This is a genomic window from Rhizobium skierniewicense, from assembly GCF_014196515.1.
GTDB lineage: Bacteria > Pseudomonadota > Alphaproteobacteria > Rhizobiales > Rhizobiaceae > Agrobacterium > Agrobacterium skierniewicense.
Genome location: NZ_JACIDV010000002.1, coordinates 294525 through 317284 on the forward strand (window position 1 = coordinate 294525; position 22760 = coordinate 317284).

The window sequence follows — 22760 nt, forward strand, 5'->3', positions numbered from 1 at the left end:
ATGCCAGCCCGCGAATTGCCCATAATCTCAACTTCTGCCAAAAAGTTTTTCGATATCCGCAAGCTTGAGCTCGATATAGGTTGGACGTCCATGGTTGCACTGGCCGGATCCCGGAGTGTTTTCCATTTGCCTCAGCAGGGCGTTCATCTCTTCAGGCCGCATGCGTCTGCCCGCGCGCACCGACCCATGGCAGGCCATGGTGGCCGCGACATATTCGAGTTTGTTAGCCAGGCTGCCCGCCGTATGCCATTCTGCAATCTCGTCGGCCAGTTGCCGCACCAGGCCTTGCACATTGACCTCACCCAGCATGGCAGGGGTTTCGCGCACAGCGACCGCACCGGGTCCAAATCGCTCGATGGACAGTCCCATGCTATCGAACTCGCCCGCATGGTCCATCAGCCGGTCGCAGTCCTCCTCCGGCAGATTGATGATTTCTGGAATGAGCAAGACTTGCGAGGCGGGCCGCTTGGAATGCAGGGCTTTGCGAATTTCCTCGAAGACCAGCCGCTCATGCGCTGCATGCTGATCGACGATGACGAGGCCGTCTTCGGTTTGCGCCACGATGTAGTTGGCGTGAACCTGCGCGCGTGCAGCGCCCAGCGGATAGCGCGCTGGCTCCGACACCTGCGTTGCATTTTCGGGGGTGTCATAGCGGTCCGCTCGCGCCGTCGGCATGGTGATGTCTGTAAAGCGGGACTGGTCTGTTTCCTGCAGCGCCACACCACCTTGCGCGGCAAGCGGTCGGGAGGGCGAAGTGGCTGGCGACCATGCCTGCGAGGCAAACGGCCGAATATTTGATGGGCTATAGCCGGGACGAAAGGCATTCATCATCTGCGCCGCACCGGTGGTGGACGCACGATCGCCCTCGCGGCTCAGCGCCTGGCGCACAGCGCCGACGATCAGTCCACGGACCAGGCCGGGATCACGAAAACGAACATCGGACTTGGCCGGATGGACGTTGACGTCCACGAAAGCCGGATCGAGCTGCAAAGACAGAACCGCAATCGGGTAGCGGCCATGCGGTATGGTTTCGGCATAGGCGCCGCGGATGGCGGACAGCAACAGCTTGTCCTGCACAGGGCGCCCGTTCACGAACATATATTGATGAGCCGAATTTCCACGGTTAAAGGTGGGTACGCCAGCAAACCCCGAAAGCGTAACGCCCTCTCGTTCGGCATCGATCTCGATGGCATTGTCCTTGAAATCGGCTCCGAGAATTTGTGCCATGCGTGCCAGATGGTCGTCACCGGTCGTTGGAAATTCCAGCGTCGAACGGTCGGTGCCCGATAGCACGAAGCGGATATGGGGAAAGGCGATGGCCATGCGCTTGACGATTTCCGTGATCGCACCTGCCTCAGCCTTCTCGCTCTTCAAGAATTTCAGCCGTGCTGGCGTTGCGAAAAACAGGTCGCGGACTTCAACGATCGTACCGGTATTGGAGGGGGCGGGCCGGACAGGCGACAGTTTTCCACCGGCCACCGAGATGATCGCGCCCTCCGCCGCGCCCTGCTGGCGGCTGGTAATGGTCAGTTTGGCAACCGAGCCGATCGACGGCAGCGCCTCACCACGGAAGCCCAGCGTACGAATGTCATCCAGCGTGGCTGATATTTTGGACGTGCAGTGCCTACGGATTGCCAGCTCCAGATCGGAGGGCGACATCCCACATCCATTGTCGGAAATGCGGACAAGACCCTTGCCGCCGCCAGCCGTTGCTATCTCGATGCGCGTGGCGCCGGCATCGATGGCATTCTCGATCAGTTCCTTCGCGGCGCTGGATGGACGCTCTATCACCTCGCCGGCGGCGATCTGGTTGATGAGCGTTTCTGACAATTGCTTGATGGACATGGTGCTATTTTCGTGGATTCGGGCCGGTTGTGAAAGGAAAATCGGTGCACGCCCGTCAGATGTGCCCGTTGTCCCGCCAATTCTTTCGCAGCGCACAGCGTTAAGTGGGTCTTAAGGTAAAACTTCTAAAGTCGGATCAACTTGAAATGAGTGCAGAACCAAGTCCCTTCGGCCGGTCCGAAGGGTATGCGACGGAAAGCAGGGTCCCGTCCGCATAGCCAGGAAATCTGCTTCAAGCCACCAGCCCGCATGTCCCATATCGTCAGCCATTTCGGTGCGGCCCCCGGCCCGTTTGAAAGTATAATTCGCCTTGAGACGTGCGTGTGAGGTTTTACGATGAGTGCGATGGCGTCTGTTCAAGCAGACACTCACGCTGTCATGCTCGACGTGATCTGCGACGCGATTTCGTCTGCCCTCATCATTTACGATCGCGATGATCAGATCATTTTCGCCAGTCGTAGAATCCTGAGCTATTTTGCGTTGTGCGAAACCAAGATCGCAGTCGGAACCCGCCTTCGTGATTTTTTGGCATCCCTGTATGATTGTCAGAAGGTTTCAGATGCGCAAACGTCGCCCCACGATGTCGAGCGGGAAGACTGGATCGCCGATCGACTGGCATCTCATTGGAAGGAACGGTCGGAGTGCGTAGAGCATGCCGCCGGTGACCGTTGGCTGCGCCTCATGAAACGACGCATGCCATCTGGTATGGGTATCTGCGTCATATCCGACATTTCTGAACAGAAGAAGCGTGAGGATCAATGGCGCTGCGATATCGAACGTGTGCAGTTGACTGAAGAAATTCTGGATACGTTGCCCATTTCGATTTTCGTCAAGGATTTTAACACCACCTATGTCGCTGTTAACAAGGCTGGTTGCACGCTGATGGAGACATCTGCCGACCTCATCCTGGGGCGGACGGTGTCTGATATCCACTCCGATCCGCTGGCCTCCCGCATCGACGCGATGGATCGCCACGTTCTTGAAACGGGTTTGCCCGGTATCCTGCCGGAACGCGTCACCCGCGTGAGTGGTGAGGAAGTCCTTGTCATCACCCGCAAGCAAAGGGTCGGCAAGCCCGGTCGCTATTTCCTCGTCACCACCATGGATGACGTGACAACCTTTGCAACGGCCGGCGTGGATGGCAGCCGAGTCATCCCCGGTCTGGAGCATATGACCTTTACACCATCGTCCTACATGGACGACGAGTTTCATCAGGCATCGCAAATATTGAAAGGCCGAGCCGTCCTTCTGGTGACGCCCAATGCCCAGCTCGGTGAGGTTGCTCACGAGAAAATTGTTGCGCTCGGGGTTGATTGTGCGGTTGCATCGGGCCGGGCGGAGCAAAAAGCCTTCATGGAGTTCGCTGCCTCAGCGAATGTTCGCATCGACCTTGTGATTGTCGATGTGCAACTGGAGATGGCCTGCCTTGATGTGTCGCATGCCTATGGTATCGATACGATGACGTTCGATGATGTCCAGCTGGGAAGCTCGCTCATCGACCAGATGACCCGCCATTTCCGTATGCGCGGTCAGGTCGCCAATGGGGCGCCGACAGATGGCAATTGGGAAATTACATCTGCCCCAACGCCTGTGATCGTCAAAAAAACCGGGCTTGATGTCCTCGTGGTCGAAGACAACAATATCAACCAGATCGTCTTCTCGCAAATCCTCGAGGGTCTGGGCCTGAGCTATAAGATTGCTGCCACAGGCAGGGATGCCATCCGCGCATTTGATCAGGAAAGACCATCCTTTGTCTTGATGGATACGACGCTGCCCGACTTCGATGGCTTTGAAGCAACGCGAAGACTGCGCAAGATGACAGTGACAGAGCGTACCCACATACCGATCATCGGTGTCGTATCGTTGGCCTTCGATGGGGATCGTCAGGCGTGTATCGATTCGGGCATGGACGATATGTTGCTGAAACCCGTCAGCCCAGACATGGTGGAAGCCTTGTTCAAGCGCTATTTGCCTCAGCAAGTCTCTGGAATGGTGAGTTGATACTGATAAATAAGCATTTGCAAAATCAACTAACGCTAAAATCAGTGGCTATTTGTGGAACTTCAGCGATAGTGATTCTGGACGAACGACTCATTTTGAAATCCGTACTCTCCCACAATTTATCGTCCAGGATGCGCGAATGAAATCGCCAGACCCCAATGCGCCGCAGGTCAGCCAGCACGAATTGCAGGCCATGGCATACAGCGATCCGCTCACGGGTCTGGGAAACCGTTACCGCCTGCGTGACAGGGTGCGCATGCTGGCTGCCGAACGCTCCAGCGATCCCGCACCTTTCACAATCGGTGTCGCCAACATTGACGGCTTCAAACCCATCAACGATCTTTTCGGCGTGGCTGCCGGCGACGAAATCCTCTGTCAGGTCGCCCATCGCCTCAAGGCCTGTGTGCCGGATGGTGCCATCGTCACTCGCCACGAGGGCGACGAGTTTGCATTCGTGTTGCCGCTGGTCTTCGAACGGGTCGGCGCTGAGCGCGTGGGGCAGATGATCAAGGATGTACTATCAGCGCCTTATGATCTGGGGGACCGCAATGTCCGGCTGTCGTCGTCCTTCGGCTTTGCCGTCTATCCTTTCGCAGGCGAGGATTTCGAGGATTTGTTGAAAAGTGCCGAGACGGCGCTTTACCGCTCCAAACGGCGGGGGCGCGGTCAGATCACCGTCTATTCGCGCGAGATCGCACAGGAAATGAAGCGCGCCACGCAACTGGAACAGGCGCTTAGAAATGCCATTATCACCGATTCCGTCGACGTGCACTTCCAGCCGATCGTGCGTTTGAGCGATGGAATTGCTGTCGGTTTCGAGGCTTTGGCTCGCTGGAACGATCCGGATCTCGGCTTCGTCTCTCCAGCGACCTTCGTACCCTTGGCCGAAGAGCGCGGCTTTATCGATGCTCTCTCGGAAACGCTGCTGCGCAAGGCGGCCGAAGCGGCACTGTCATGGCCGCGCGAACTGTTCCTGTCTTTCAATCTATCGTCTGCTCAGTTGATGGACCCGGGCACAGCGGAAAACATTCTGTCCATTTTGCGACGGGTGGGGCTTGATCCTCGGCGGTTGGAACTGGAAATTACCGAGACGGCGGTCATGACGTCCGCTGAAACCGCCCAACGCATCATCAGCGACCTAAAGCGAGAGGGCGTTCGTATTTCACTTGACGATTTCGGAACCGGTCAGTCCAGCCTGGGAAGGTTGCGTGACTTCTCCTTCGACAAGGTCAAGATCGATCGGGCCTTCGTGTCGCGGATCAGCACGGATCGCCCTTCGGAGCACATCATAAAGGCCATCGTCGCCATGTGTGACGGGCTTGATCTTGAGGTCGTCGCAGAGGGGATAGAAGACAGAAGCGAGGCAGAGAAACTTCGCAGTCTGGGTTGTGCAATGGGGCAGGGCTACTTCTATGGCCGCCCGGTGGATGCCGCAACCACCCACCGTTATCTTCAGGAGAACCATCGCGAATTGTCTCCGCAGAGCCGCGATTTCGGATAGTCTTGGAGACGGGCTCGATCAGACTTTATAAGCCTGATCGAAAACACCCTTGACCTCTATTCCAACATCGACAGTGGTCCCATAAAGCGGATTGGCCTTGATCGTTTCTGCGTCTAGACCCTCGCAGGCCGATGTCACAGCCAGGCGGTTGGCGGATGCGCCAAAAAACGCAGGGCAGGTGCTTTGGGCAGCCGGCACTTCATAGCGGTCCAGATGGAGACCCTTGGGCGAGTAGCGATCCACTGCACCCATTCCCCAGCAGGCGTTCCAGATATTGCCGTCCGCATCGCAGACAGAGCCGTCACTGCCGCCTTTCTGACCAGCCCGGTCAATCAATACGGTGCTTGTGCCTGTGGGAAGCCCCGTTGCAGGATCAAGCGGCACCGACATGAGCTGATTGATCCGTGTGTCGACATAATATCCGGTGGCACCGTCTGGTGAAAAGCAGATGGAATTGGAAATGCTGATGTCGGCAAACAGCGTCGTCACCACGCCCTTGGCAACGTGGTATATGCTTCCAGCCTTGTCTTCCGCCTTCTTGCCCATGGTGCCGATCCACAACGCGCCGCTCTGGTGCACGCGGCCGTCGTTTGAGCGGTTGCCTGGCTTGCCCGGTTCGAAGTCCGCATGAAGAAAAAGGTCGCCGGTTGCCCGGTCACGAATGAAAAGCCCTTCTTCCGATGCCAGCAACTGTCTTTTGTCATCGATCCGCGCGACAACGCTTGCCATGAAGGGCAGGGCGTGAACCGTCTTAGTATCGGTTTGCGGGTCGTATTCGTGCAGCTCTTTCCCAAGAATGTTGAGCCAGCACAGTCTACCCGTGATCGGATCGAAGCTTGGGCCTTCACCCAGCAGCATCTGGGTATGATCCAGCACCGTCCCGGCAAATGGGTGAATGTCAGCCATGTCTATGCTCCCACCGCTATGTCATACGCCTTTATGGTGAGAACAGCACGTTCCTGCACCTCTGCAGCCGTCATTCCGGGTTTGTAGAGACTGGTGCCAAGGCCGAATGCAGTGACTCCGATGCTGGTATAGTCGCTGAAATTCTTGTCGGAAACGCCGCCGACTGCCGCTACCAGCGTGTCTTTTGGCAATATGGCGCGAATGGCAGTGATGCCCGATGGCCCAAGAACGCTGGCGGGGAAGAATTTCAGGCCTGTCGCCCCTGCCTTCAGCGCCAGAAGTGCCTCGGTTGGTGTCAGAACGCCTGGCATGGTGACCATGCCTTTTTCGCGCGCGGCGGTGATGACCTCGACGTCCACGTTAGGGCTCACCATGAGTTTGCCGCCCGCCGCATCGAGATTGGCAACATTCTCCACGGTCAAAACAGTGCCAGCGCCGATGAGGGCATCTGACGGCGCAAGCTTGGTCGCGATTTCGATCGAGCGAAAGGCGTCCGGCGAATTGAGTGGAATCTCGATAGCCCGCAGGCCACTTTCCAAAAGGCCTGTCACGACGGCTTCCGTCTCTTCCGGGCGGATGCCGCGAAGGATGGCGATGAGTGGGTACTTCATATCTGGGAATGGAATGCGCATTTCAGGTATTCTCCTCATTGCCAAATGGCGTTGGCAGCTGCCACAAGCCCACGGCGAACGGCGTCATCGGCGTCGATGGTTACAAAGTCGATAGATAATGCGGCAAAAGCCGCCTTGTAGAGTTCTCCCAGCGCACCGGATGCGACCAGGATGACCTTGGCATCGTTGCGCCCACTCGAACGAGCGCCCGCAATCTCAAGTCCGATCATCGTACCGGACAGTTTCGCTTTTGCATCTGTGGCGGAAAGTCCATGCAGAAGCTGCCCGGATCGGACCGTAAACAGCCGGTTCGTTGCCATTTGCGGGTTCTCGTAACTTTCAGCGACGGCGCCCTGGAACGCGGGAAGATCACCAGCGACGGTTTCCGCACCCTCCACCGCATGCGACAGGATGGAGTGCTTCGAGATCACGTCGAACAGTTCACCGGTCATGTAGGTGGAAAAGCCGGTGACCTTCAGATTGCTGACGCTGACCCATTTCGAATGGGTGCCGGGCATGCAGACAAGCTGCTCGCCGGTCGCGTAATCAGCGGATAACGCACCGAGAAGCTGGGTTTCTTCGCCACGCATCACATCTGGCGTATCCTGCGACCGTTGCGCCAGTCCCGGGAGGATGCGGATGTCGGCAGCCTCTCCCGGCACGCGAACCGCACCTTTCAGCACATCTGCCAGATCAGCGGGTACGTCCACATAACCTGCCTCGACCCAGCCCTGGCGAGCACCCGCCATGCCACAGACAACGACGGGCAGGTCAGACGGTGCGGAAAGGGCAGAAAGATGTGAAGCCAGAACGTCGGGAAAGCCGGTCCGCATGGCAGTGGTCATGCCTTCGCCACTGCGCCGCTCGCCCAGTATCTCACCGGATTTGCTCATAAGCCAGAGCCGGAAGCTCGACGTTCCCCAGTCCACGGCAACAAATGCGGCATCAGCCATTAGAGAAGACCTCCATCGATAATCAGTGTTTGGGCCGTCATGGCAGCAGATGCCGATGAGGCCAGAAATAGGCATGGGCCGACAAGATCATCGGCAATCAGGGTGCGCTTGAGGCACTGGCGCGCGACGGTCTGCGAAATAGAGGCGTCAGTCAGCCACAATTCCCTTTGTCGTTCAGTGACGATCATGCCGGGTAAAATGGCGTTGACGCGAATATTTTCAGGTCCCAGCCTGCCAGCAAGGCTCTTCGTCAGGCCGATGATTCCAGCCTTGGCGGTGGCGTAAGCGGGCAGTTCACCCATGTTCAGCAGATAGGAAATGGACGAAAAGTTGATAATCGACGCACCTTGCGCAAAGCGCAGATAGGGAAGCGCCGCTTGCGTGACGAAAAAGACTGGTTTCAGATTAACCGCATGGTTCGCATCCCAATAGTCGCTGGTAACGGTGTCGATATCGTGCCGATCGTCCCGGGCGGCATTGTTGATAAGCACCTTGATGCCACCCAACGCTTTGGCCGCCGTTTCCACCGCCTGTGCCAATTGTGACTGGTCACGAAGGTCGGCTTTGACGAAGGTGACGGAATGAAGGCTTGTCACCGACAGTCTCTCGACAAGCGCCTCGCTCGCTGCCTGATCGATATCGATAAAGGCGACTTTCGCACCGCGCGCTGCGAAGGCCGTGACAAGGCAGGCGCCAATGCCTGAACCACCACCGGTTATCAGCACGCCCTGATCCTGAAATTCGGAAAGCTGTGCCAGAAACTCTGTCGCCATGACGTCCGATGCGGATTGCAAGTTCCATTATTTGGAACTATGTTTCATTTAACGGAATATTGCCTCCGACCTCCACCCAAAGTCAAGTGCGACCACTGCGCACGCGGACATTAGCATGGCACTCAATGATATGAAGACGATACGTCACAGCAGCACGGGAACGCTTGGTAAAGCCATATCGCTTCTGGAAATGGTCGTCATGTCGTCTCAGCCGCTTCGTTTTACCGATATTCTGGACCTTTCCGGCCAACCACGCGGCACGCTCCATCGCCAGTTGGTGCACCTGCTGGAGGAAGGCTTGCTGGAGCAGAACGAAGATCAGACATACAGCGCAGGGGTGCGTCTCCTCACCTTTGCCGCTCAGGCCTGGAACACGAACGATCTCCGATCCATCGCGGCACCGCATCTTCGCCTCCTGCATGAGAAAACTCAGGAATCCGTTCATCTTGGCGTTCTGCGAGGCGCGGAAATCGTCTATCTCGACAAGATCGATGGAAAGCATGCGGTGCGGATGCACTCGCAGATAGGACGCGTCTCTCCGGTCTATTGTACAGGTGTTGGAAAAGCTGCTCTCTCACTCTTGTCGAAACAAGAGCTGGATGACGTCATCGATGCTATCATCTTTCGGGCTTTCACGCCCAGCACCGTCAAGACCGCTGCCGAGTTGAAAAAGCAGGTTGCCGAAATCCGACATCGTGGCTTTGGCTTTGACCTTGAGGAACATGAGACCGGCATTCAGTGCATCGCGGTGCCGGTTCATGCGGCTGGCACAAAAAATCACGCTGCAATTTCGGTGACCGGGCCGGCCTACCGCCTCACCAAGCAGTGTTTGGAAGGGTGGGCGGACCTCATTAGAGGGGCGGCGAAGAATATTTCCAGCGATCTGTCTGTACGCCTTTCACCCGCCCATTCCTAAGTCGCACTCCCCAGCCGAGCGTTGGCTGCAGGTCACGACCGGACTGTTCGCAAAAGGCAACTTTTGTGTGCAAAAAAATTAAACGGTTATTTATTGGTGCTGGAATTGCATGTATAGACTCTGACAGAAGCCTAAATCGCAAAGAAATATGGATGATGTCCAAGCCAGATTTTTCCAGTCCCGCACCCTTGGTAGCGGAGTGTGCTCAGGAAGTGGCGGAACTCAAAACCCAATTCGACATCTTTCGTTTTCTGAAGAGGGTCACTGAATCCTTTTCGATGAGAGCCTTCATGGTGGTCAACCTTCCTACCAACACGTCGCTGGAATTGTCGGATTATACCATCATAACCAACTGGCCTGCAGAGCTTTTGCATCAGTACGATCATGAAGGATTGCTTACCCGCAGCAATGTGCTGCGCAATTTGAAGCATTCCAGCGTTCCATTCTGGGTCAACAAGGAGTTCGTGGTTCGCGGTCACGATGAGGCATCCATCAAGAGCATCATTGAACTCTTTGATCGCTTTGAAATGATCAATTCCATATGGTGTCCGGTTCAAGATGCAACGGGTCAGCGCGGAGCCATATCCTTTAGCGGAAACCGATCAGCTTTTTCTCCAACAGAGATGGCCGAGATTGCGTTCATCTCCGCCCATGTTTTCAGCCGTCTCGCTTATGTGCGAAGTCTCGATGCGCGTATTCCCGATACATTGACGGACCGTGAAATCGACTGTCTGAACTGGACGGCGGCGGGAAAGACAAGTGTGGAGATCGCCGAAATCCTCAGCTTATCAGAGCATACCGTCAACCATTATCTGAACCGTGCAACCAAGAAGCTCAATACTGTCAATCGCACCCAAGCGGTCGCCAAGGCTTTACGTGTCGGTTTGATAAAGTAGTCATTTTTTCCATTTTTCGATTGTTATCTTCCGCTACGTAAGCAATTCTCGCTTTTACTTGCGGCAGAGGAGATTCGTTTGTCGGCGTCGAAGAACTTCAAAGCTGGATTTTCTCCGACAGTTGATTGTGCGACGCTTGTTGTTGCTGTTGAAAAAGGGTTTGCGGCCGACGAGGGCGTGACCCTTGAATTGCTGAAAAAAAACAGCACGGACGAGCTTCTGGCCGAATGGAACAGAGGTGCTCTTCACGGTCTCCATCTGTCGGCATCCTTACCCGTCGCCTCGGCGCTCGGTCTTCCTGTACTTCCCGCTGACCTCATCGCGCCCTTCGTTTTGGCCACTGGCGGCGCGACTTTGGTCGTATCTCAGTCTTTGCACAAAGATCTGGTCGGTGAGGGTATGAAAATACCTGATCCCGCAACAGTCGCGCGGGCGCTGGCTCGTGTCGCCCTCTCCCGCCAGACCTCCGATCTTGCCCGGCTGGTCTTTGCCGTCGAGCATCATTTGTCCGTATCGGCATTCGAACTGCGCTATCTGCTGGCGAGCGCACGTCTTCCCGCCGATTGCGAGATCAGCTTTATGCCGACGTTCCCCGCCAATATGCCGGATTTGCTGGAGAATGGACAGATCGACGGCTTTTACGTTGCCGAGCCTTACGGCAGCGCCGCTGTCTTACAAGGGACCGCTCGCATCGTAACCACAAAATCACATATCTGGCAGAATGCACCTGAAAAGGTCTTGGCAGTCTCGCAAGACTGGTCAGAGGCTTATCCTGCGACGCTGGAGTCGCTTCTGCGGGCGCTGTATCGAGCGGGTGAATGGTGCGCCAGCAGCGCCAATTACGAAGAGCTTTCCGATATTCTTTCAGCGGCGGATTACCTCGACATGGATCGCGATCTCATATTGCCGGCACTGACCGGCTATATCTCGCATTCACCCGCCCGGATGCTGGAATGCAGCAGCTTCTTTTCCACCAGCGGCAAAGCTGCCAACTTTCCCTGGCAAAGTCAGGCACTGTGGTTCTTCAGCCAGATGTTGCGATGGAAAGATTGCCCGCCGGAGTTTGCCGACGACGCGAAAATCTACGAGGCAGCAAGCCAAGCCTTTCGCCCCGATATTTTCCGCAAGGCCATGCGACCGATTTTCGCACCGGTTCCGACAGCCAATCTGAAGGTCGAGGGAACATTGAAAGCGCCGGTGCATGTCGGGGCGTCCCGCTCCGGCCTTGTTCTTGGGCCAGATGCTTTTTTCGACGGCAGCATTTTCGATCCTGAAAAAATCGACACCGGCGACGAAAACTGACGATTGACCGTATGGTCACGCTTTATCGTTGGCGAAACTCATCCGCTTGGTTATTGAAGACCGGCGGATGGGACAATGGATAGTGACATGACACAGGTCGACAAGAAACAGATCGAGCAGGCACTGGAAAGCGTAGCGTATCCGGGCGGCGATCAAAGCATCGTTGCGCTTGGCATGGTGTCGGAAATATTCATTGCGGACGCCAAGGCTTATTTTTCCATCACGGTTCCGGCTGAGCAGGCCGATTCGATGGAACCCTTGCGGCTTGCTGCGGAAAAGGCAGCGGCCGGTGTCTCCGGCATCAAGGCTGCGATGGTGACCCTCACGGCGGATCGCAAACCGGGCACAAGCCCCTCACCACAGCCGGCGCCGTCTCAGCCAAAAGCACCCCCGCAGCCACGCCCCAAGACCGGCGTACCGGGCATTGGCGCGATCATCGCTGTCGCATCCGGCAAAGGTGGCGTTGGCAAGTCCACCACCGCCGTCAATCTTGCTCTCGGCTTACAATCGCTGGGTCTGCGCGTGGGTATTCTCGACGCCGACATCTATGGGCCATCCATTCCACGCTTGCTGAAGATATCCGGTCGCCCGCAGCAGGGTGAGGGCCGCGTCATCATGCCGATGGAGAATTATGGCCTCAAGGTCATGTCCATGGGGTTTCTGGTAGATGAGGAAGCGGCCATGATCTGGCGCGGACCGATGGTACAGTCCGCCTTGATGCAGATGCTGCGGGAAGTCGCCTGGGGCGATCTGGACATTCTGGTGCTGGATATGCCACCCGGCACGGGCGACGCGCAATTGACCATCGCCCAGCAGGTTCCGCTTGCAGGCGCTGTCATCGTATCAACCCCTCAGGACCTGGCACTCATCGATGCGCGCAAGGGCATCACCATGTTCCGCAAGGTCGAGGTGCCGCTTCTGGGGGTGATCGAAAACATGAGCTATTTCATCGCGCCTGATACCGGCACCCGCTACGATATTTTCGGTCACGGTGGCGCGCGCGCAGAAGCAGAACGTATCGGCGTTCCATTTCTGGGGGAGGTGCCGCTGACGATCTCCATCCGTGAATTGTCGGATGCCGGAACCCCGGTCGTGATGGCGGAGCCGGAGGGCCCGCAGGCTCAAATCTACAGGGATATTGCGCAGAAAGTCTGGGCGGAAATCGGTGCCGGGAAGCAAAAAACTGCACCGAAAATCGTATTTGATTAGAATTTATCGATGCGCCGGGTGCATAGCACTCGGGCTTTCGCACCGCTTGACAGTTCGCGCCCGCTTAGAGAAAGCGAAGAAATTTCCCGTATCTTAACTACCGTCGGCATCTGCTCTTTAACAGTTCAATGGTTAAGCTGTTGAAGTTGATAAATTTTATGAGTGGATTTCGTGTCTTGTCTGAACATTTGATCCGCTTTCAAGTCATCATAACTTCGCCTCAACCTTGTGACGAATCGACCGTGCCCAAATTTTACCCCTTGATTATTGAGGCCATTGAGAGCATAGCCCTGCGCCGTTTGATCCCTCGTCCATCCCGGGCGTTTGCGGAAGCCACACATGATGTGTTAGAGCAGCGTATCGACCCTTGTCGATGTGCTGACCGGAGAAACTGATTGATCAAAGCCTATCGCTCGAATTGCGAGGCAATCAGCCTGTCGGCGGACCAGAAGGTCACGCAGATTTCGGATGATATTGTCTGGATCGATCTTGTGAACCCGACACGGGATGAAGAAATCAAGGTCGAAAAGCTGCTGGGCGTTGAGCTTCCCACGCGCGAGGATTTGAAGGACATCGAGCCTTCGAGCCGCCTTTTTATGGAAGAGGGCAATGTTTTCATGACCGGTTCGCTGGTCTGGAACGCGGATTCGAAAGATCCGCGCCTGACCGACGTCGCCTTCATTCTGGCTGGCAAACGGCTCGTGACCATCCGCTATGCTGAACCGAAATCCTTCAACCTCTTTATCGCAGCCATCACCCGCGTGCCGCACGATATGCGCAGCGGCACCGCATTGTTGTTGAAGCTTCTCGAAACCATCGTTGATCGTACCGCCGAAATTCTCGAAAATTCCGTTGTCCGCATCGACGACGTCGCCGCAGGCATTTTTGGTGACAAGGCACGCAGCAAGCGCAAGGCGCCGCGATATCTGGAAGACAAGCTGGCCGACATCTCTGCCTATCACCGTCTGATATCGAAGGTGCGCGATAGCCTCGCGTCGCTTGCCCGCCTTCAGTCCTTTTTGCAGGCAACACCCAATGTTCAGCAAGACAAGGAAGCCAAGGAAATGGGTCGCTCCATCGGGCGCGATATCCAGTCCCTGTCCGAGCATGCCTCGTTTATTTCAGGAAATCTCACCTTCCTGCTGGACGCGTCGCTGGGCATCATCAATGTCGAACAGAACGCCATCATCAAGATTTTCTCCATCGCGTCGGTCGTTTTTTTACCCCCGACCCTCGTGGCATCCATTTATGGAATGAACTTTAATGTCATGCCGGAGTTGCAGTGGACCTATGGGTATCCACTCGCGGTCTTCGTCATGCTCATCTCGGCCATCATTCCGTTCATCTTTTTCCGCTGGAAGGGCTGGCTTTAACCGGTCAGGATCACAATGTCTCATGCCATGGACAAGGACTGCATCGAAAAGCCTGGTCCCGACGATCACAGTCGGAAAGGCTTTCTTGCTGCCATGCTGGGTTCGATCGGCGTCGTCTACGGCGACATCGGAACGAGCCCTCTCTACGCCTTTCGCGAAGCGTTGAAACCCATCTCGCACGATGGTGTGACGGAAATGGAGGTTATTGGCCTCATTTCGTTGATGATCTGGTCACTCACCATCATTGTCACCATCAAATACATCTGTTTTCTGCTGCGCGCAGACAATGATGGCGAAGGCGGCACGCTGTCACTTCTGGCGCTTTTGATGAAGAAAGCAGGCAAAAAACGCGGCGTGCTCGTCATGCTAGGTTTGATTGGCGCGGCATTGTTTCTCGGTGATGCCATGATTACGCCGGCACTTTCCGTGCTATCGGCGGTCGAGGGCTTGAAACTCGTGACGCCGCAGATGGATGAATTCATCATTCCCATCTCGGTCGGCATTCTCGTCGGCCTCTTCGCCATCCAGTCTCACGGTACAGAATTCGTTGCCAAGTTCTTTGGTCCGATCACCGCTGTCTGGTTTCTGGTCATGGGCTTTGTCGGACTAACCCACATTTCGGACGATTACAGCATTCTGTATTCCTTCAATCCGTGGCATGCGGTCGAATTTCTGCTAGCCGAAGGCTTCTACGGGATCGTCGTTCTTGGTGCCGTGTTCCTGACGATCACAGGCGCGGAAGCCCTCTATGCTGATTTGGGGCATTTCGGTCGCAAACCCATTCAGTGGGCATGGTTTGTCCTGGTTTTTCCGGCTTTGACCCTCAATTACCTCGGCCAAGGCGCGCTGGTTCTGAAAGATCCCGCGGCCATGTCCAACCCATTCTACCTGATGTTCCCGCAATGGGCGTTGCTGCCAGCCGTTATTCTGGCAACGGCGGCTACCATCATTGCGAGCCAGGCGGTGATCACCGGCGCGTTCTCGCTCGTTCGTCAGGCCATAAACCTTGGCTATCTGCCGCGCATGGAAATCCTGTTCACGTCGGAAACCAACACCGGGCAAATCTACCTTCCGTCGGTCAACACGATCCTGTTGTTCGGCGTCGTTGCGCTGGTGCTCACCTTCAAAAGCTCGGATGCGCTGGCAACGGCCTACGGTATCTCGGTCACCGGTGCGATGGTCGTCACCAGCCTGTTGTTCTTCCAGTTTGCGCGTAGCCACTGGAAGTGGTCTCCGCTGGTTGCAGCCTTGGTCATTTTCCCCTTCATCTCACTCGAAATGATCTTCCTTGGTGCAAACCTGCTGAAAATCCATGACGGTGGCTATGTGCCGGTATTGCTGGCCATCGCCTTCACCATCATCATGACGACCTGGCAGCGGGGATCGAAAATCCTGTTTGCCAAGACCCGCCGCACGGATGTGCCATTGAAGGCATTCGTTGCTTCCGTCGAGAAGGAAAGCTCTCACGCGCCCGTGCGCATTCCCGGTACGGCGATCTTCCTGACCGGCGACCCGGAAACAGCACCTGCGGCCTTGCTGCACAATCTGAAACACAATCACGTCCTGCACGACAAGAACGTCATCCTGACGATCCGCACCGAGGACACGCCGCGTATTCATCCGGACAAGCGCTATACGATCACCAAGATCAGCGAGCGCTTCGTCGTCGTCGAACTGCATTTCGGCTTCATGGAAACCCAGAACGTCACGCAGGCATTGGGTTATCTGCGCCGCACTGGCTACAAGTTCGATATCATGTCGACATCGTTCTATCTGGGCCGTCGCAAACTCGTCCCCGATCCGAAGTCCGGCATGCCTGGATGGCAGAACCGGCTGTTCATCGGGCTGGCTGAAACGGCGGCAGACCCGTCCGACTACTTCCGCCTGCCAGCAAACCGCGTGGTCGAACTCGGATCTCATGTCGTGATCTGATCCACCATGCTATTTTTGAGAGCTATCGAGCGCCATTCTTCGGGAGAAGAATGGCGTTTTTCGCAGGGTCACACGTTAACGTGACACGTTTCGCCCGAGTACCGTTAACCAAGCATCAAGGTTAATGAGAGATTATCCGGTCATACCAACTGTTTGAGTCTGTGTGCCGGAGTGCGGGTTTTGCGTTCGAAAAATGTATCGCGTCGCGGGTTCTTCTTTTCGTTTGAAAAATGGACATCGCCTGTCATCTTCGGTCTCGCCGCATGGCTGGCCTTTCCATCTCTCGCTGCGCGTGCCGATCTTGCCTCGCTGCTGGCGGGGCTCGATGCAGGCGGCGAACAATGGCGCATGGTCTTGACCAACTCGCCGGCAGGTTCCGTTCACAATGCGTCACTTGCATTCAACAATGCTGATGCCGCACCGGCGCTGAGTGGGTCCGGAATGATTACAGCAGACGGTCGGAAGGTAGCCTTCGTCACCGGCAAGAACGGCAAGGAGACCAGCCCCGATAGCGATCGCGTCAATCGCGCTGCCAAAAAGGGCCGTATCGTCACCACCGAAATCATGCAGCCACCGAAAGCCTTTACCGCAGGCTCCGTTCTCAACCGCACCAGCATGCTGGACACCAAGCCCTTAAAGGGAACCGATCGTACGGCATTCGTGAAGTGGAAGAAGAGCAAGGACATCGAGCTGGCATCCTTCTACTTCCGCCGTGACGACAAGAAGGTCGAAAAGAACGTCTCGCCCATGGTGGCTGAGTTGATCACGAACCGTAACGCTGATGTGCTGGCCACCGCCTATGCGCCCGCAGCGCCTGATTTCGCGCGCGAATCGCCCTTCGATGCTATTTTGAAGAAGCCTGAGGCAGGCCGTTTCATTCCCAAAATCGCGTCCGATGACCACGCCTGGGCGGCAACGCCGCTTCCGGCAGAGGTGTTTTCCGCTGCCGAACAACAGTGTCTCGCATCCGGCATCTACTTTGAAGCGCGCGGCGAATCGGTAAAGGGACAGGCTGCCGTGGCCCAGGTCATCCTCAACCGTGTCCGCAATCCCTCCTATCCGAAAACCATCTGTGGTGTGGTCTATCAGAACAAGGATTGGCGCAATCGTTGCCAGTTTTCCTTTGCCTGCGACAATATCAAGGACCGCATCAACTCCGAACGTCACTGGAAGATGGCCCGTGAAGTGGCCATGGCGACCTCTGCAGGCAAGATCTGGCTGACAGAAGTTGGTTCCGCGACCCATTATCACGCCGTCTACGTCCGTCCTGCATGGGGCAAATCCATGAAGAAGGTCGGCAGAATCGGTCTTCACGTCTTCTATCGTACCTATGGCGGTGGTTGGAGCTGATATTACGGGGTTTTTACCGGGATAACGCCACGAAAATTGCCGATTCCGAACGCCATTGCGGCCACAAATTCCAAAATCTAAAGCAAGTCTTTGTTTTAAATGAATAAATTTGTATTCCGCGAAGCGCCCCCGGTGCCTTGACTAGAGAAGTCCCTAAAACTATGTTGCGCGCGACTTCAGAGCGGGCTGGAACAGGCTTGAAGCCCTGCCGTTTACAACTCCAAAGAGTTCTGGCAATGCCAGTATGGAGACAAAGGGTGGGATTTGGCCATGACCGGCAACCGTAACGATAGTCTGGATGAGCGCCGCAAGCGCCTTGCCGATGAGTTGGCAAAGGTGAAGGCGGAGGACGACGCGGAAGCGCGGACGGAGCAGAACGCAGCGGAGACCCGGAAGGGTTTTGCAATGGCGATTAAGCTCTCTTCCGAATTCATTTCCGCAGTCATCGTCGGCGCGATGCTGGGTTATCTTCTGGACCATTTTGCTGGCACGTCGCCGTGGGGGATGATCGTTCTTCTTCTTCTCGGGTTTTGTGCGGGCGTGTTGAACGTTTTGCGTTCCGCCGGAGTGGTGGCCAAGCCGCCGCTTCTCGAAGGCGGACTGGGAAAAGACAAGGGTGGGAAGCAGGGCGACTGATACGCTCCTTCCCATAGACAGTTAAGTGCCGTCACGAGCGGCAACAGGTAAGAGGGCAGCCGGTGGCAAACGATCCGACGCATCAGTTCATTGTACAGCCGATCATCCCGATTGAAATCGGTGGCGTGGATTTCTCGTTCACCAACGCGTCTCTGTTCATGGTTGCCACTGTCGCTGCCGCATCCGGTTTTCTTTATTTCGCAACGTCCAACCGCGGTCTGATTCCCGGCCGTATGCAGTCCGTTGCCGAAATGTCCTACGAATTCATCGCCTCGATGCTGCGCGAAGGTGCGGGCAAAAAGGGAATGGTCTTCTTCCCATTCGTCTTCTCGCTGTTCATGTTCGTTCTGACGGCAAACCTTCTGGGCATGTTCCCATACTTCTTCACCGTCACCAGCCAGATCATCGTGACCTTTGCGCTCTCGTGCTTGGTCATTGGAACGGTGGTCGTTTACGGTTTCTATAAGCATGGCCTGCATTTCCTTGGCATCTTCGCGCCGCAGGGTGTTCCGGCAGTTCTTCTTCCGCTCGTGTCATCGATCGAAATCATATCCTTCCTGTCGCGTCCGATCAGCCTTTCCGTTCGTCTGTTTGCGAACATGCTGGCCGGTCACATCACGCTGAAGGTCTTCTCGGGCTTCGTCGCTTCCATGGGTGCCTTGGGCGCCCTTGGTATCGGTGGCGCAATCCTGCCACTCATCATGACGGTCGCAATGACCGGTCTGGAATTTCTCGTCGCCTTCCTGCAGGCATACGTCTTCGCGGTACTGACTTGCATGTACCTGAACGATGCCGTGCATGGTGGTCACTGAGAAGTAAAGTCGCTGGCCCCGGAAACCGGGTGTCAAAAATAGCCGCAACAACCCATTCTAAGGAGCTTAACATGGAAGCGGAAGCAGCAAAGTACATCGGCGCAGGTCTCGCATGCCTCGGCATGGCTGGTACGTCCCTCGCTCTCGGCCGTATCTTCGGCGATTTCTTGTCGGGCGCACTGCGCAATCCATCTGCCGCTGACAGCCAGTTCGGCCGTCTGGTATTCGGCTTTGCCGTCACGGAAGCTTTGGGCATCTTCTCGTTGCTCGTCGCTCTCCTTCTCCTGTTCGCTGTCTAATATCAGCATCAGGTTTGGATCACGGCTCGCACCGCGTGCCGTGATCTTTCGCATTTGCACGACCCCTGGAGGTGAGCATGTTCGTGACCGAGGCTTTGGCCCAGTCAGCACCGGCGACAAGTGAAACGAATACCGGAACTCCGGCTATCGGTCAGACTGCCCCGGAAGCAACACATACGGAAACCGGAGTGGCACACGATGCCGGTCACGGGTCCCCTGTGTTTCCACCGTTCGATCAGTCCACTTACGCATCCCAGCTTCTTTGGCTGGCCATCACGTTCGGCCTTTTCTACGTGCTCATGAAAAAGGTCATCGTGCCGCGCGTTGGCGGAATTCTCGAAGACCGTCATGGCCGTATCGCACAGGACCTCGATGAAGCATCCCGGCTGAAGGCCGAGGCAGATGCTGCGATCGAAACCTATGAAAAAGAATTGAGCGCAGCGCGCGCCAAGGCCGGTTCCATCGCCGCTGCCGCCCGCGAAGCAGCGAAAGTCAAGGCAGATGCAGATCGCGCCGCAATCGAGGCTGACCTTTCCCAAAAGGTCGCAGCGGCGGAAGCACGCATTGAAACGATCAAGCAGCAGGCATTTGCCGATGTCGGTACCATTGCCGAGGAAACCGCGACCGCGATCGTCGATCAATTGATCGGCCTCAAGGTCAAGGATACGGATGTGAAAGCCGCAGTGGCCGCCGTGTCCGTTGTGAAGGGAGCTTGATATGGCGTTTGATGCAACATTTTTCGCCCTCGTCGGTCTTATCCTTTTCTTCGTCCTGATTGCCTATCTCAAGGTGCCAGGCATGCTGGCAAACTCGCTTGATGAACGCGCTGGCAACATCAAGGAAGAACTCGCCGAGGCAAAGCGCCTGCGTGAAGAGGCTCAGCATCTGCTGGCCGAATATCAGCGCAAGCGCAAGGAAGCCGAAGCCGATGCAGCCAATATCATTGCGGCTGCCGAGCGTGAAGCGGCTGCCCTGACATCCGAAGCCAAGGTGAAGACGGAAGAATTTGTCGCCCGTCGCAACGCTTTGTCGGAACAGAAGATCAAGCAGGCGGAAACGGACGCAATAGGCGCCGTACGTTCCGCCGCCGTCGACCTTGCGATCGCCGCGTCCGAGAAAATCCTCGCTGAAAAGACCACCGCTGCTGCAAAGGCCAAGCTTTTCAGCACAGCAGTGAGCGAAGTCAAGACCCGTCTGAATTAAGAATAGACGGTCGGCCGCGTTAAAGCCCCACCCGTTTCCAAAATTTGTAGCCCCGCTGAGCAATCGGCGGGGCTTTTTGTTGGTGTATTGCGCGCTGATTGCTCCGAGAGTTTGGTGCAGATGCTCGACGCTATCTATTGCTCAAGAAATTGATGAGTGGCGTCGAGCTGGCCATTCGGTGTTGCTTCCTACGGAACCGCTCAGAAGGGGCTATGGATTGAGTGTATTACGCAAATGAAATTTAATGAAATATCAATAACAAAAAAATAATATATCGACGTATTCAAGGCATGAATTGTATTCACGGCAATGTTCCGACAATCCGCGCTTTTGGCTACTACCAAGTCTTGAGTAAAGACATACTGCCCTTGCATCGTCCAATATTCACTTTGAGGGACTATTATGAAGCTATCCATTGGTATTGTTCTTGCTGGTCTCTCAGGCGTCATGTTGTTGGTTGCAGGTGTGCAGGGAATGGCCTCGATTTCCTCCCTCAATCAGATCAGAGGCGGTATCGATACCATCGTGGATAGCCGCGTTCCGTCCTTTATCCTGTTGGGCAAGATCAATGGGCAACTTGGCGACGTTCGCAACGCCCAAAGTTCGATCGTAACGTCTAAAACCGATAGCTGGCTGCAATTCGAAGGACAAATGCAGGCCACCCGTGCGGCGCTGGATGCGGATATGCGTACGTATAAGAGTTATCTCGTCGATGAGGCGGACAAAAAGTATTTCGCTTCATTCGATGAAAAATGGAAACTGGCAGAGGCACGCTGGAACGACGTGAAGGCGTTGCTGGCGGCTGGAAAGATCGAGGACGCGCGGGCAAGTTTCGTTGGCGAGGCCCTTGCGGCGTACGGTGAAGCCAAGGCGGTTTTGCAGTCTGCAGTGGATGATATGGAAATGGATGTCCGGGGCGAGGGTGAAGTCACGGCACAGGCTGCCGCCTCTGCCTCTACGCTCAACTATATCTCACTCGGCATTGCGCTTGTCATTGGTGTCGGCGCTGCTCTCTTCGGAAATTTCCATCTTGCCAGACCGTTGGTGCGGATGACCGGTGTGATGCGTCGTCTTTCGGATGGTGACACGGATATCACCATTCCTGGAAGCGGCAGGAAAGACGAGATCGGTGCGATGGCGGGAGCTGTCGAGGTCTTCCGTCAGAGTGCTATCGAAAACAAACGTCTGGAAGCGCAGGCGGAAACAAACCGTCAGCAAGCTGAGGTCGAGCGTCTTGCCACGCAGCAAAAAGCTGAGGCTGATGCAGAGGAAAGACTGCGGATCGCCACATCTGGATTGGCGGATGGCTTGCGCCGCCTGGCTTCCGGCGATCTCGCCTTCCAGATCAATGACGTCTTCGCGCCGGATTTTGAGCCTTTGCGTCAAGACTTCAACCGCTCGCTCAAGCAACTGGGCGCCACTATGTCGGAAATCGCCCATTCCATTGACGCCATGAACAATGGGACTCGCGAAATTGCGGACGGATCGGCTGACCTGTCGAAACGGACGGAACAACAGGCCGCAACCCTTGAGGAAACTGCGGCCGCGCTCGATCAGATCACCGTCAATGTCAGCAACTCCACCAAACGTGTGCATGAAGCACGAGGGGCAGCAACCGAGGCGAACCGCGCAGCCAAGGTGTCGGGTGACGTCGTCGCCACCGCTGTCGATGCGATGCACCGGATAGAGCAATCGTCAGGGCAAATCTCAAGTATCATCGTCGTCATCGATGAGATCGCGTTCCAGACCAACCTTCTTGCCCTCAACGCCGGTGTTGAGGCCGCTCGCGCGGGCGAAGCTGGCAAGGGCTTTGCGGTTGTGGCCCAGGAGGTGCGTGAACTCGCACAACGGTCTGCCAAGGCCGCCAAGGAAATTAAGGAATTGATCGGCAAGTCGTCGGTGGAAGTCGAGAACGGTGTCAATCTCGTGCGACAGACCGGCGATGCGTTGAAAACCATCGAAAGCCACGTGACCGTCATGAACGAACACATGGGCGCAATTGCCTCGTCCGCTCAGGAACAGGCAACGGGTTTGGCAGAGCTCAACACAGCCGTCAATCAGATGGACCAGACCACCCAGCAAAATGCTGCAATGGTGGAAGAGACGACCTCTGCGACATCGGCGCTGGCAGGCGAAAGCGAAAAGTTGCGGACGCTTCTGCAACAGTTCCAGCTTGCCCAATCGGGGTCGCAGGGTCGTGATCATGGTGTTTATCAGGTGAGGCGCGCTGGCTGATAGACAG

The 22760-nt window shown here is 56.0% G+C and carries 20 protein-coding genes; 15 read left to right on the forward strand and 5 right to left on the reverse strand.

Annotated features, from left to right (window positions below):
* Positions 1 to 27: 27 nt before the first annotated feature.
* Positions 28 to 1845 (reverse strand): DNA mismatch repair endonuclease MutL, encoded by a 1818-nt coding sequence (gene mutL, locus GGQ73_RS04175; protein ID WP_174152191.1) that lies wholly within the window; start codon positions 1843 to 1845, stop codon positions 28 to 30.
* Between the two features lie 345 nt (positions 1846 to 2190).
* On the opposite strand from mutL, the gene GGQ73_RS04180 reads away from it, so the two are divergent.
* Both GGQ73_RS04180 and GGQ73_RS04185 read left to right on the forward strand, forming a co-directional pair.
* Entirely contained in the window at positions 2191 to 3846 is a 1656-nt protein-coding gene (locus GGQ73_RS04180) for a response regulator (RefSeq protein ID WP_183894188.1), read from the forward strand.
* A gap of 139 nt (positions 3847 to 3985) precedes the next feature.
* Positions 3986 to 5347, forward strand: coding sequence for a putative bifunctional diguanylate cyclase/phosphodiesterase (locus GGQ73_RS04185; RefSeq protein ID WP_183894190.1), 1362 nt, complete (start codon positions 3986 to 3988; stop codon positions 5345 to 5347).
* 18 nt (positions 5348 to 5365) lie between these two features.
* Here the strand turns inward: GGQ73_RS04185 and GGQ73_RS04190 are convergent, their stop codons facing one another.
* The 4 genes from GGQ73_RS04190 to GGQ73_RS04205 are packed head-to-tail and all read right to left on the reverse strand — an operon-like array spanning position 5366 to position 8590.
* Positions 5366 to 6253 (reverse strand): SMP-30/gluconolactonase/LRE family protein, encoded by an 888-nt coding sequence (locus GGQ73_RS04190; protein ID WP_183894192.1) that lies wholly within the window; start codon positions 6251 to 6253, stop codon positions 5366 to 5368.
* Between the two features lie 2 nt (positions 6254 to 6255).
* Positions 6256 to 6885, reverse strand: a complete 630-nt coding sequence (locus GGQ73_RS04195) for a 2-dehydro-3-deoxy-6-phosphogalactonate aldolase (RefSeq protein WP_183894194.1) — start codon at positions 6883 to 6885, stop codon at positions 6256 to 6258.
* A gap of 14 nt (positions 6886 to 6899) precedes the next feature.
* Complete coding sequence (locus tag GGQ73_RS04200; protein WP_183894196.1) at positions 6900 to 7817, reverse strand: 2-dehydro-3-deoxygalactonokinase; 918 nt, start codon at positions 7815 to 7817, stop codon at positions 6900 to 6902.
* Positions 7817 to 8590, reverse strand: coding sequence for an SDR family NAD(P)-dependent oxidoreductase (locus GGQ73_RS04205; RefSeq protein WP_183894467.1), 774 nt, complete (start codon positions 8588 to 8590; stop codon positions 7817 to 7819). The genes GGQ73_RS04200 and GGQ73_RS04205 overlap by 1 nt, the downstream gene beginning before the upstream one ends.
* Before the next feature lie 115 nt (positions 8591 to 8705).
* On the opposite strand from GGQ73_RS04205, the gene GGQ73_RS04210 reads away from it, so the two are divergent.
* From GGQ73_RS04210 to GGQ73_RS04270, 13 genes are all read left to right on the forward strand, one after another.
* Positions 8706 to 9506: an IclR family transcriptional regulator gene (locus tag GGQ73_RS04210; protein ID WP_183894198.1), complete on the forward strand. Its 801-nt coding sequence runs from the start codon at positions 8706 to 8708 to the stop codon at positions 9504 to 9506.
* A 155-nt stretch (positions 9507 to 9661) separates the two neighbouring features.
* The gene (locus tag GGQ73_RS04215; RefSeq protein WP_183894200.1) at positions 9662 to 10402 is read left to right on the forward strand and encodes a helix-turn-helix transcriptional regulator; all 741 of its coding nucleotides are present in this window, start codon (positions 9662 to 9664) and stop codon (positions 10400 to 10402) included.
* 78 nt (positions 10403 to 10480) lie between these two features.
* A complete protein-coding gene (locus GGQ73_RS04220) occupies positions 10481 to 11704 on the forward strand; it encodes a CmpA/NrtA family ABC transporter substrate-binding protein (RefSeq protein ID WP_183894202.1) in 1224 nt (407 codons plus the stop codon).
* A gap of 87 nt (positions 11705 to 11791) precedes the next feature.
* A complete protein-coding gene (apbC, locus tag GGQ73_RS04225) occupies positions 11792 to 12913 on the forward strand; it encodes an iron-sulfur cluster carrier protein ApbC (protein WP_183894204.1) in 1122 nt (373 codons plus the stop codon).
* 395 nt (positions 12914 to 13308) lie between these two features.
* A complete protein-coding gene (gene corA / locus GGQ73_RS04230) occupies positions 13309 to 14286 on the forward strand; it encodes a magnesium/cobalt transporter CorA (RefSeq protein WP_174152202.1) in 978 nt (325 codons plus the stop codon).
* 15 nt (positions 14287 to 14301) lie between these two features.
* Entirely contained in the window at positions 14302 to 16218 is a 1917-nt protein-coding gene (locus GGQ73_RS04235; RefSeq protein ID WP_174152203.1) for a potassium transporter Kup, read from the forward strand.
* Positions 16219 to 16398: 180 nt separating this feature from the next.
* Positions 16399 to 17568 carry a cell wall hydrolase gene (locus tag GGQ73_RS04240; RefSeq protein WP_183894206.1) on the forward strand — a complete coding sequence of 390 codons (1170 nt, stop codon included), beginning with the start codon at positions 16399 to 16401 and terminating at the stop codon, positions 17566 to 17568.
* Between the two features lie 270 nt (positions 17569 to 17838).
* Entirely contained in the window at positions 17839 to 18204 is a 366-nt protein-coding gene (locus tag GGQ73_RS04245; protein WP_174152205.1) for an AtpZ/AtpI family protein, read from the forward strand.
* A gap of 62 nt (positions 18205 to 18266) precedes the next feature.
* Entirely contained in the window at positions 18267 to 19016 is a 750-nt protein-coding gene (locus tag GGQ73_RS04250; RefSeq protein WP_111840962.1) for a F0F1 ATP synthase subunit A, read from the forward strand.
* A 71-nt stretch (positions 19017 to 19087) separates the two neighbouring features.
* Entirely contained in the window at positions 19088 to 19315 is a 228-nt protein-coding gene (locus tag GGQ73_RS04255) for a F0F1 ATP synthase subunit C (protein ID WP_027673924.1), read from the forward strand.
* 77 nt (positions 19316 to 19392) lie between these two features.
* The gene (locus GGQ73_RS04260; protein ID WP_183894208.1) at positions 19393 to 20031 is read left to right on the forward strand and encodes a F0F1 ATP synthase subunit B; all 639 of its coding nucleotides are present in this window, start codon (positions 19393 to 19395) and stop codon (positions 20029 to 20031) included.
* Between the two features lies 1 nt (position 20032).
* Positions 20033 to 20518: a F0F1 ATP synthase subunit B gene (locus GGQ73_RS04265; RefSeq protein WP_183894210.1), complete on the forward strand. Its 486-nt coding sequence runs from the start codon at positions 20033 to 20035 to the stop codon at positions 20516 to 20518.
* A gap of 402 nt (positions 20519 to 20920) precedes the next feature.
* Positions 20921 to 22753: a HAMP domain-containing methyl-accepting chemotaxis protein gene (locus GGQ73_RS04270; protein WP_183894212.1), complete on the forward strand. Its 1833-nt coding sequence runs from the start codon at positions 20921 to 20923 to the stop codon at positions 22751 to 22753.
* Positions 22754 to 22760 lie beyond the last annotated feature (7 nt).

What these genes read in the sequence shown, in the direction of transcription:
- GGQ73_RS04245 (WP_174152205.1), top strand. Translation starts at nt 17,839, where the DNA reads ATGACCGGCAACCGTAACGATAGTCTGGATGAGCGCCGCAAGCGCCTT.
- GGQ73_RS04270 (WP_183894212.1), top strand. Translation starts at nt 20,921, where the DNA reads ATGAAGCTATCCATTGGTATTGTTCTTGCTGGTCTCTCAGGCGTCATG.
- GGQ73_RS04255 (WP_027673924.1), top strand. Translation starts at nt 19,088, where the DNA reads ATGGAAGCGGAAGCAGCAAAGTACATCGGCGCAGGTCTCGCATGCCTC.
- mutL (WP_174152191.1), bottom strand. Translation starts at nt 1,845, where the DNA reads ATGTCCATCAAGCAATTGTCAGAAACGCTCATCAACCAGATCGCCGCC.
- apbC (WP_183894204.1), top strand. Translation starts at nt 11,792, where the DNA reads ATGACACAGGTCGACAAGAAACAGATCGAGCAGGCACTGGAAAGCGTA.
- GGQ73_RS04200 (WP_183894196.1), bottom strand. Translation starts at nt 7,817, where the DNA reads ATGGCTGATGCCGCATTTGTTGCCGTGGACTGGGGAACGTCGAGCTTC.
- GGQ73_RS04180 (WP_183894188.1), top strand. Translation starts at nt 2,191, where the DNA reads ATGGCGTCTGTTCAAGCAGACACTCACGCTGTCATGCTCGACGTGATC.
- GGQ73_RS04195 (WP_183894194.1), bottom strand. Translation starts at nt 6,885, where the DNA reads ATGCGCATTCCATTCCCAGATATGAAGTACCCACTCATCGCCATCCTT.
- GGQ73_RS04185 (WP_183894190.1), top strand. Translation starts at nt 3,986, where the DNA reads ATGAAATCGCCAGACCCCAATGCGCCGCAGGTCAGCCAGCACGAATTG.
- GGQ73_RS04190 (WP_183894192.1), bottom strand. Translation starts at nt 6,253, where the DNA reads ATGGCTGACATTCACCCATTTGCCGGGACGGTGCTGGATCATACCCAG.
- GGQ73_RS04205 (WP_183894467.1), bottom strand. Translation starts at nt 8,590, where the DNA reads ATGGCGACAGAGTTTCTGGCACAGCTTTCCGAATTTCAGGATCAGGGC.
- GGQ73_RS04215 (WP_183894200.1), top strand. Translation starts at nt 9,662, where the DNA reads ATGTCCAAGCCAGATTTTTCCAGTCCCGCACCCTTGGTAGCGGAGTGT.
- GGQ73_RS04235 (WP_174152203.1), top strand. Translation starts at nt 14,302, where the DNA reads ATGTCTCATGCCATGGACAAGGACTGCATCGAAAAGCCTGGTCCCGAC.
- GGQ73_RS04265 (WP_183894210.1), top strand. Translation starts at nt 20,033, where the DNA reads ATGGCGTTTGATGCAACATTTTTCGCCCTCGTCGGTCTTATCCTTTTC.
- GGQ73_RS04210 (WP_183894198.1), top strand. Translation starts at nt 8,706, where the DNA reads ATGGCACTCAATGATATGAAGACGATACGTCACAGCAGCACGGGAACG.
- GGQ73_RS04260 (WP_183894208.1), top strand. Translation starts at nt 19,393, where the DNA reads ATGTTCGTGACCGAGGCTTTGGCCCAGTCAGCACCGGCGACAAGTGAA.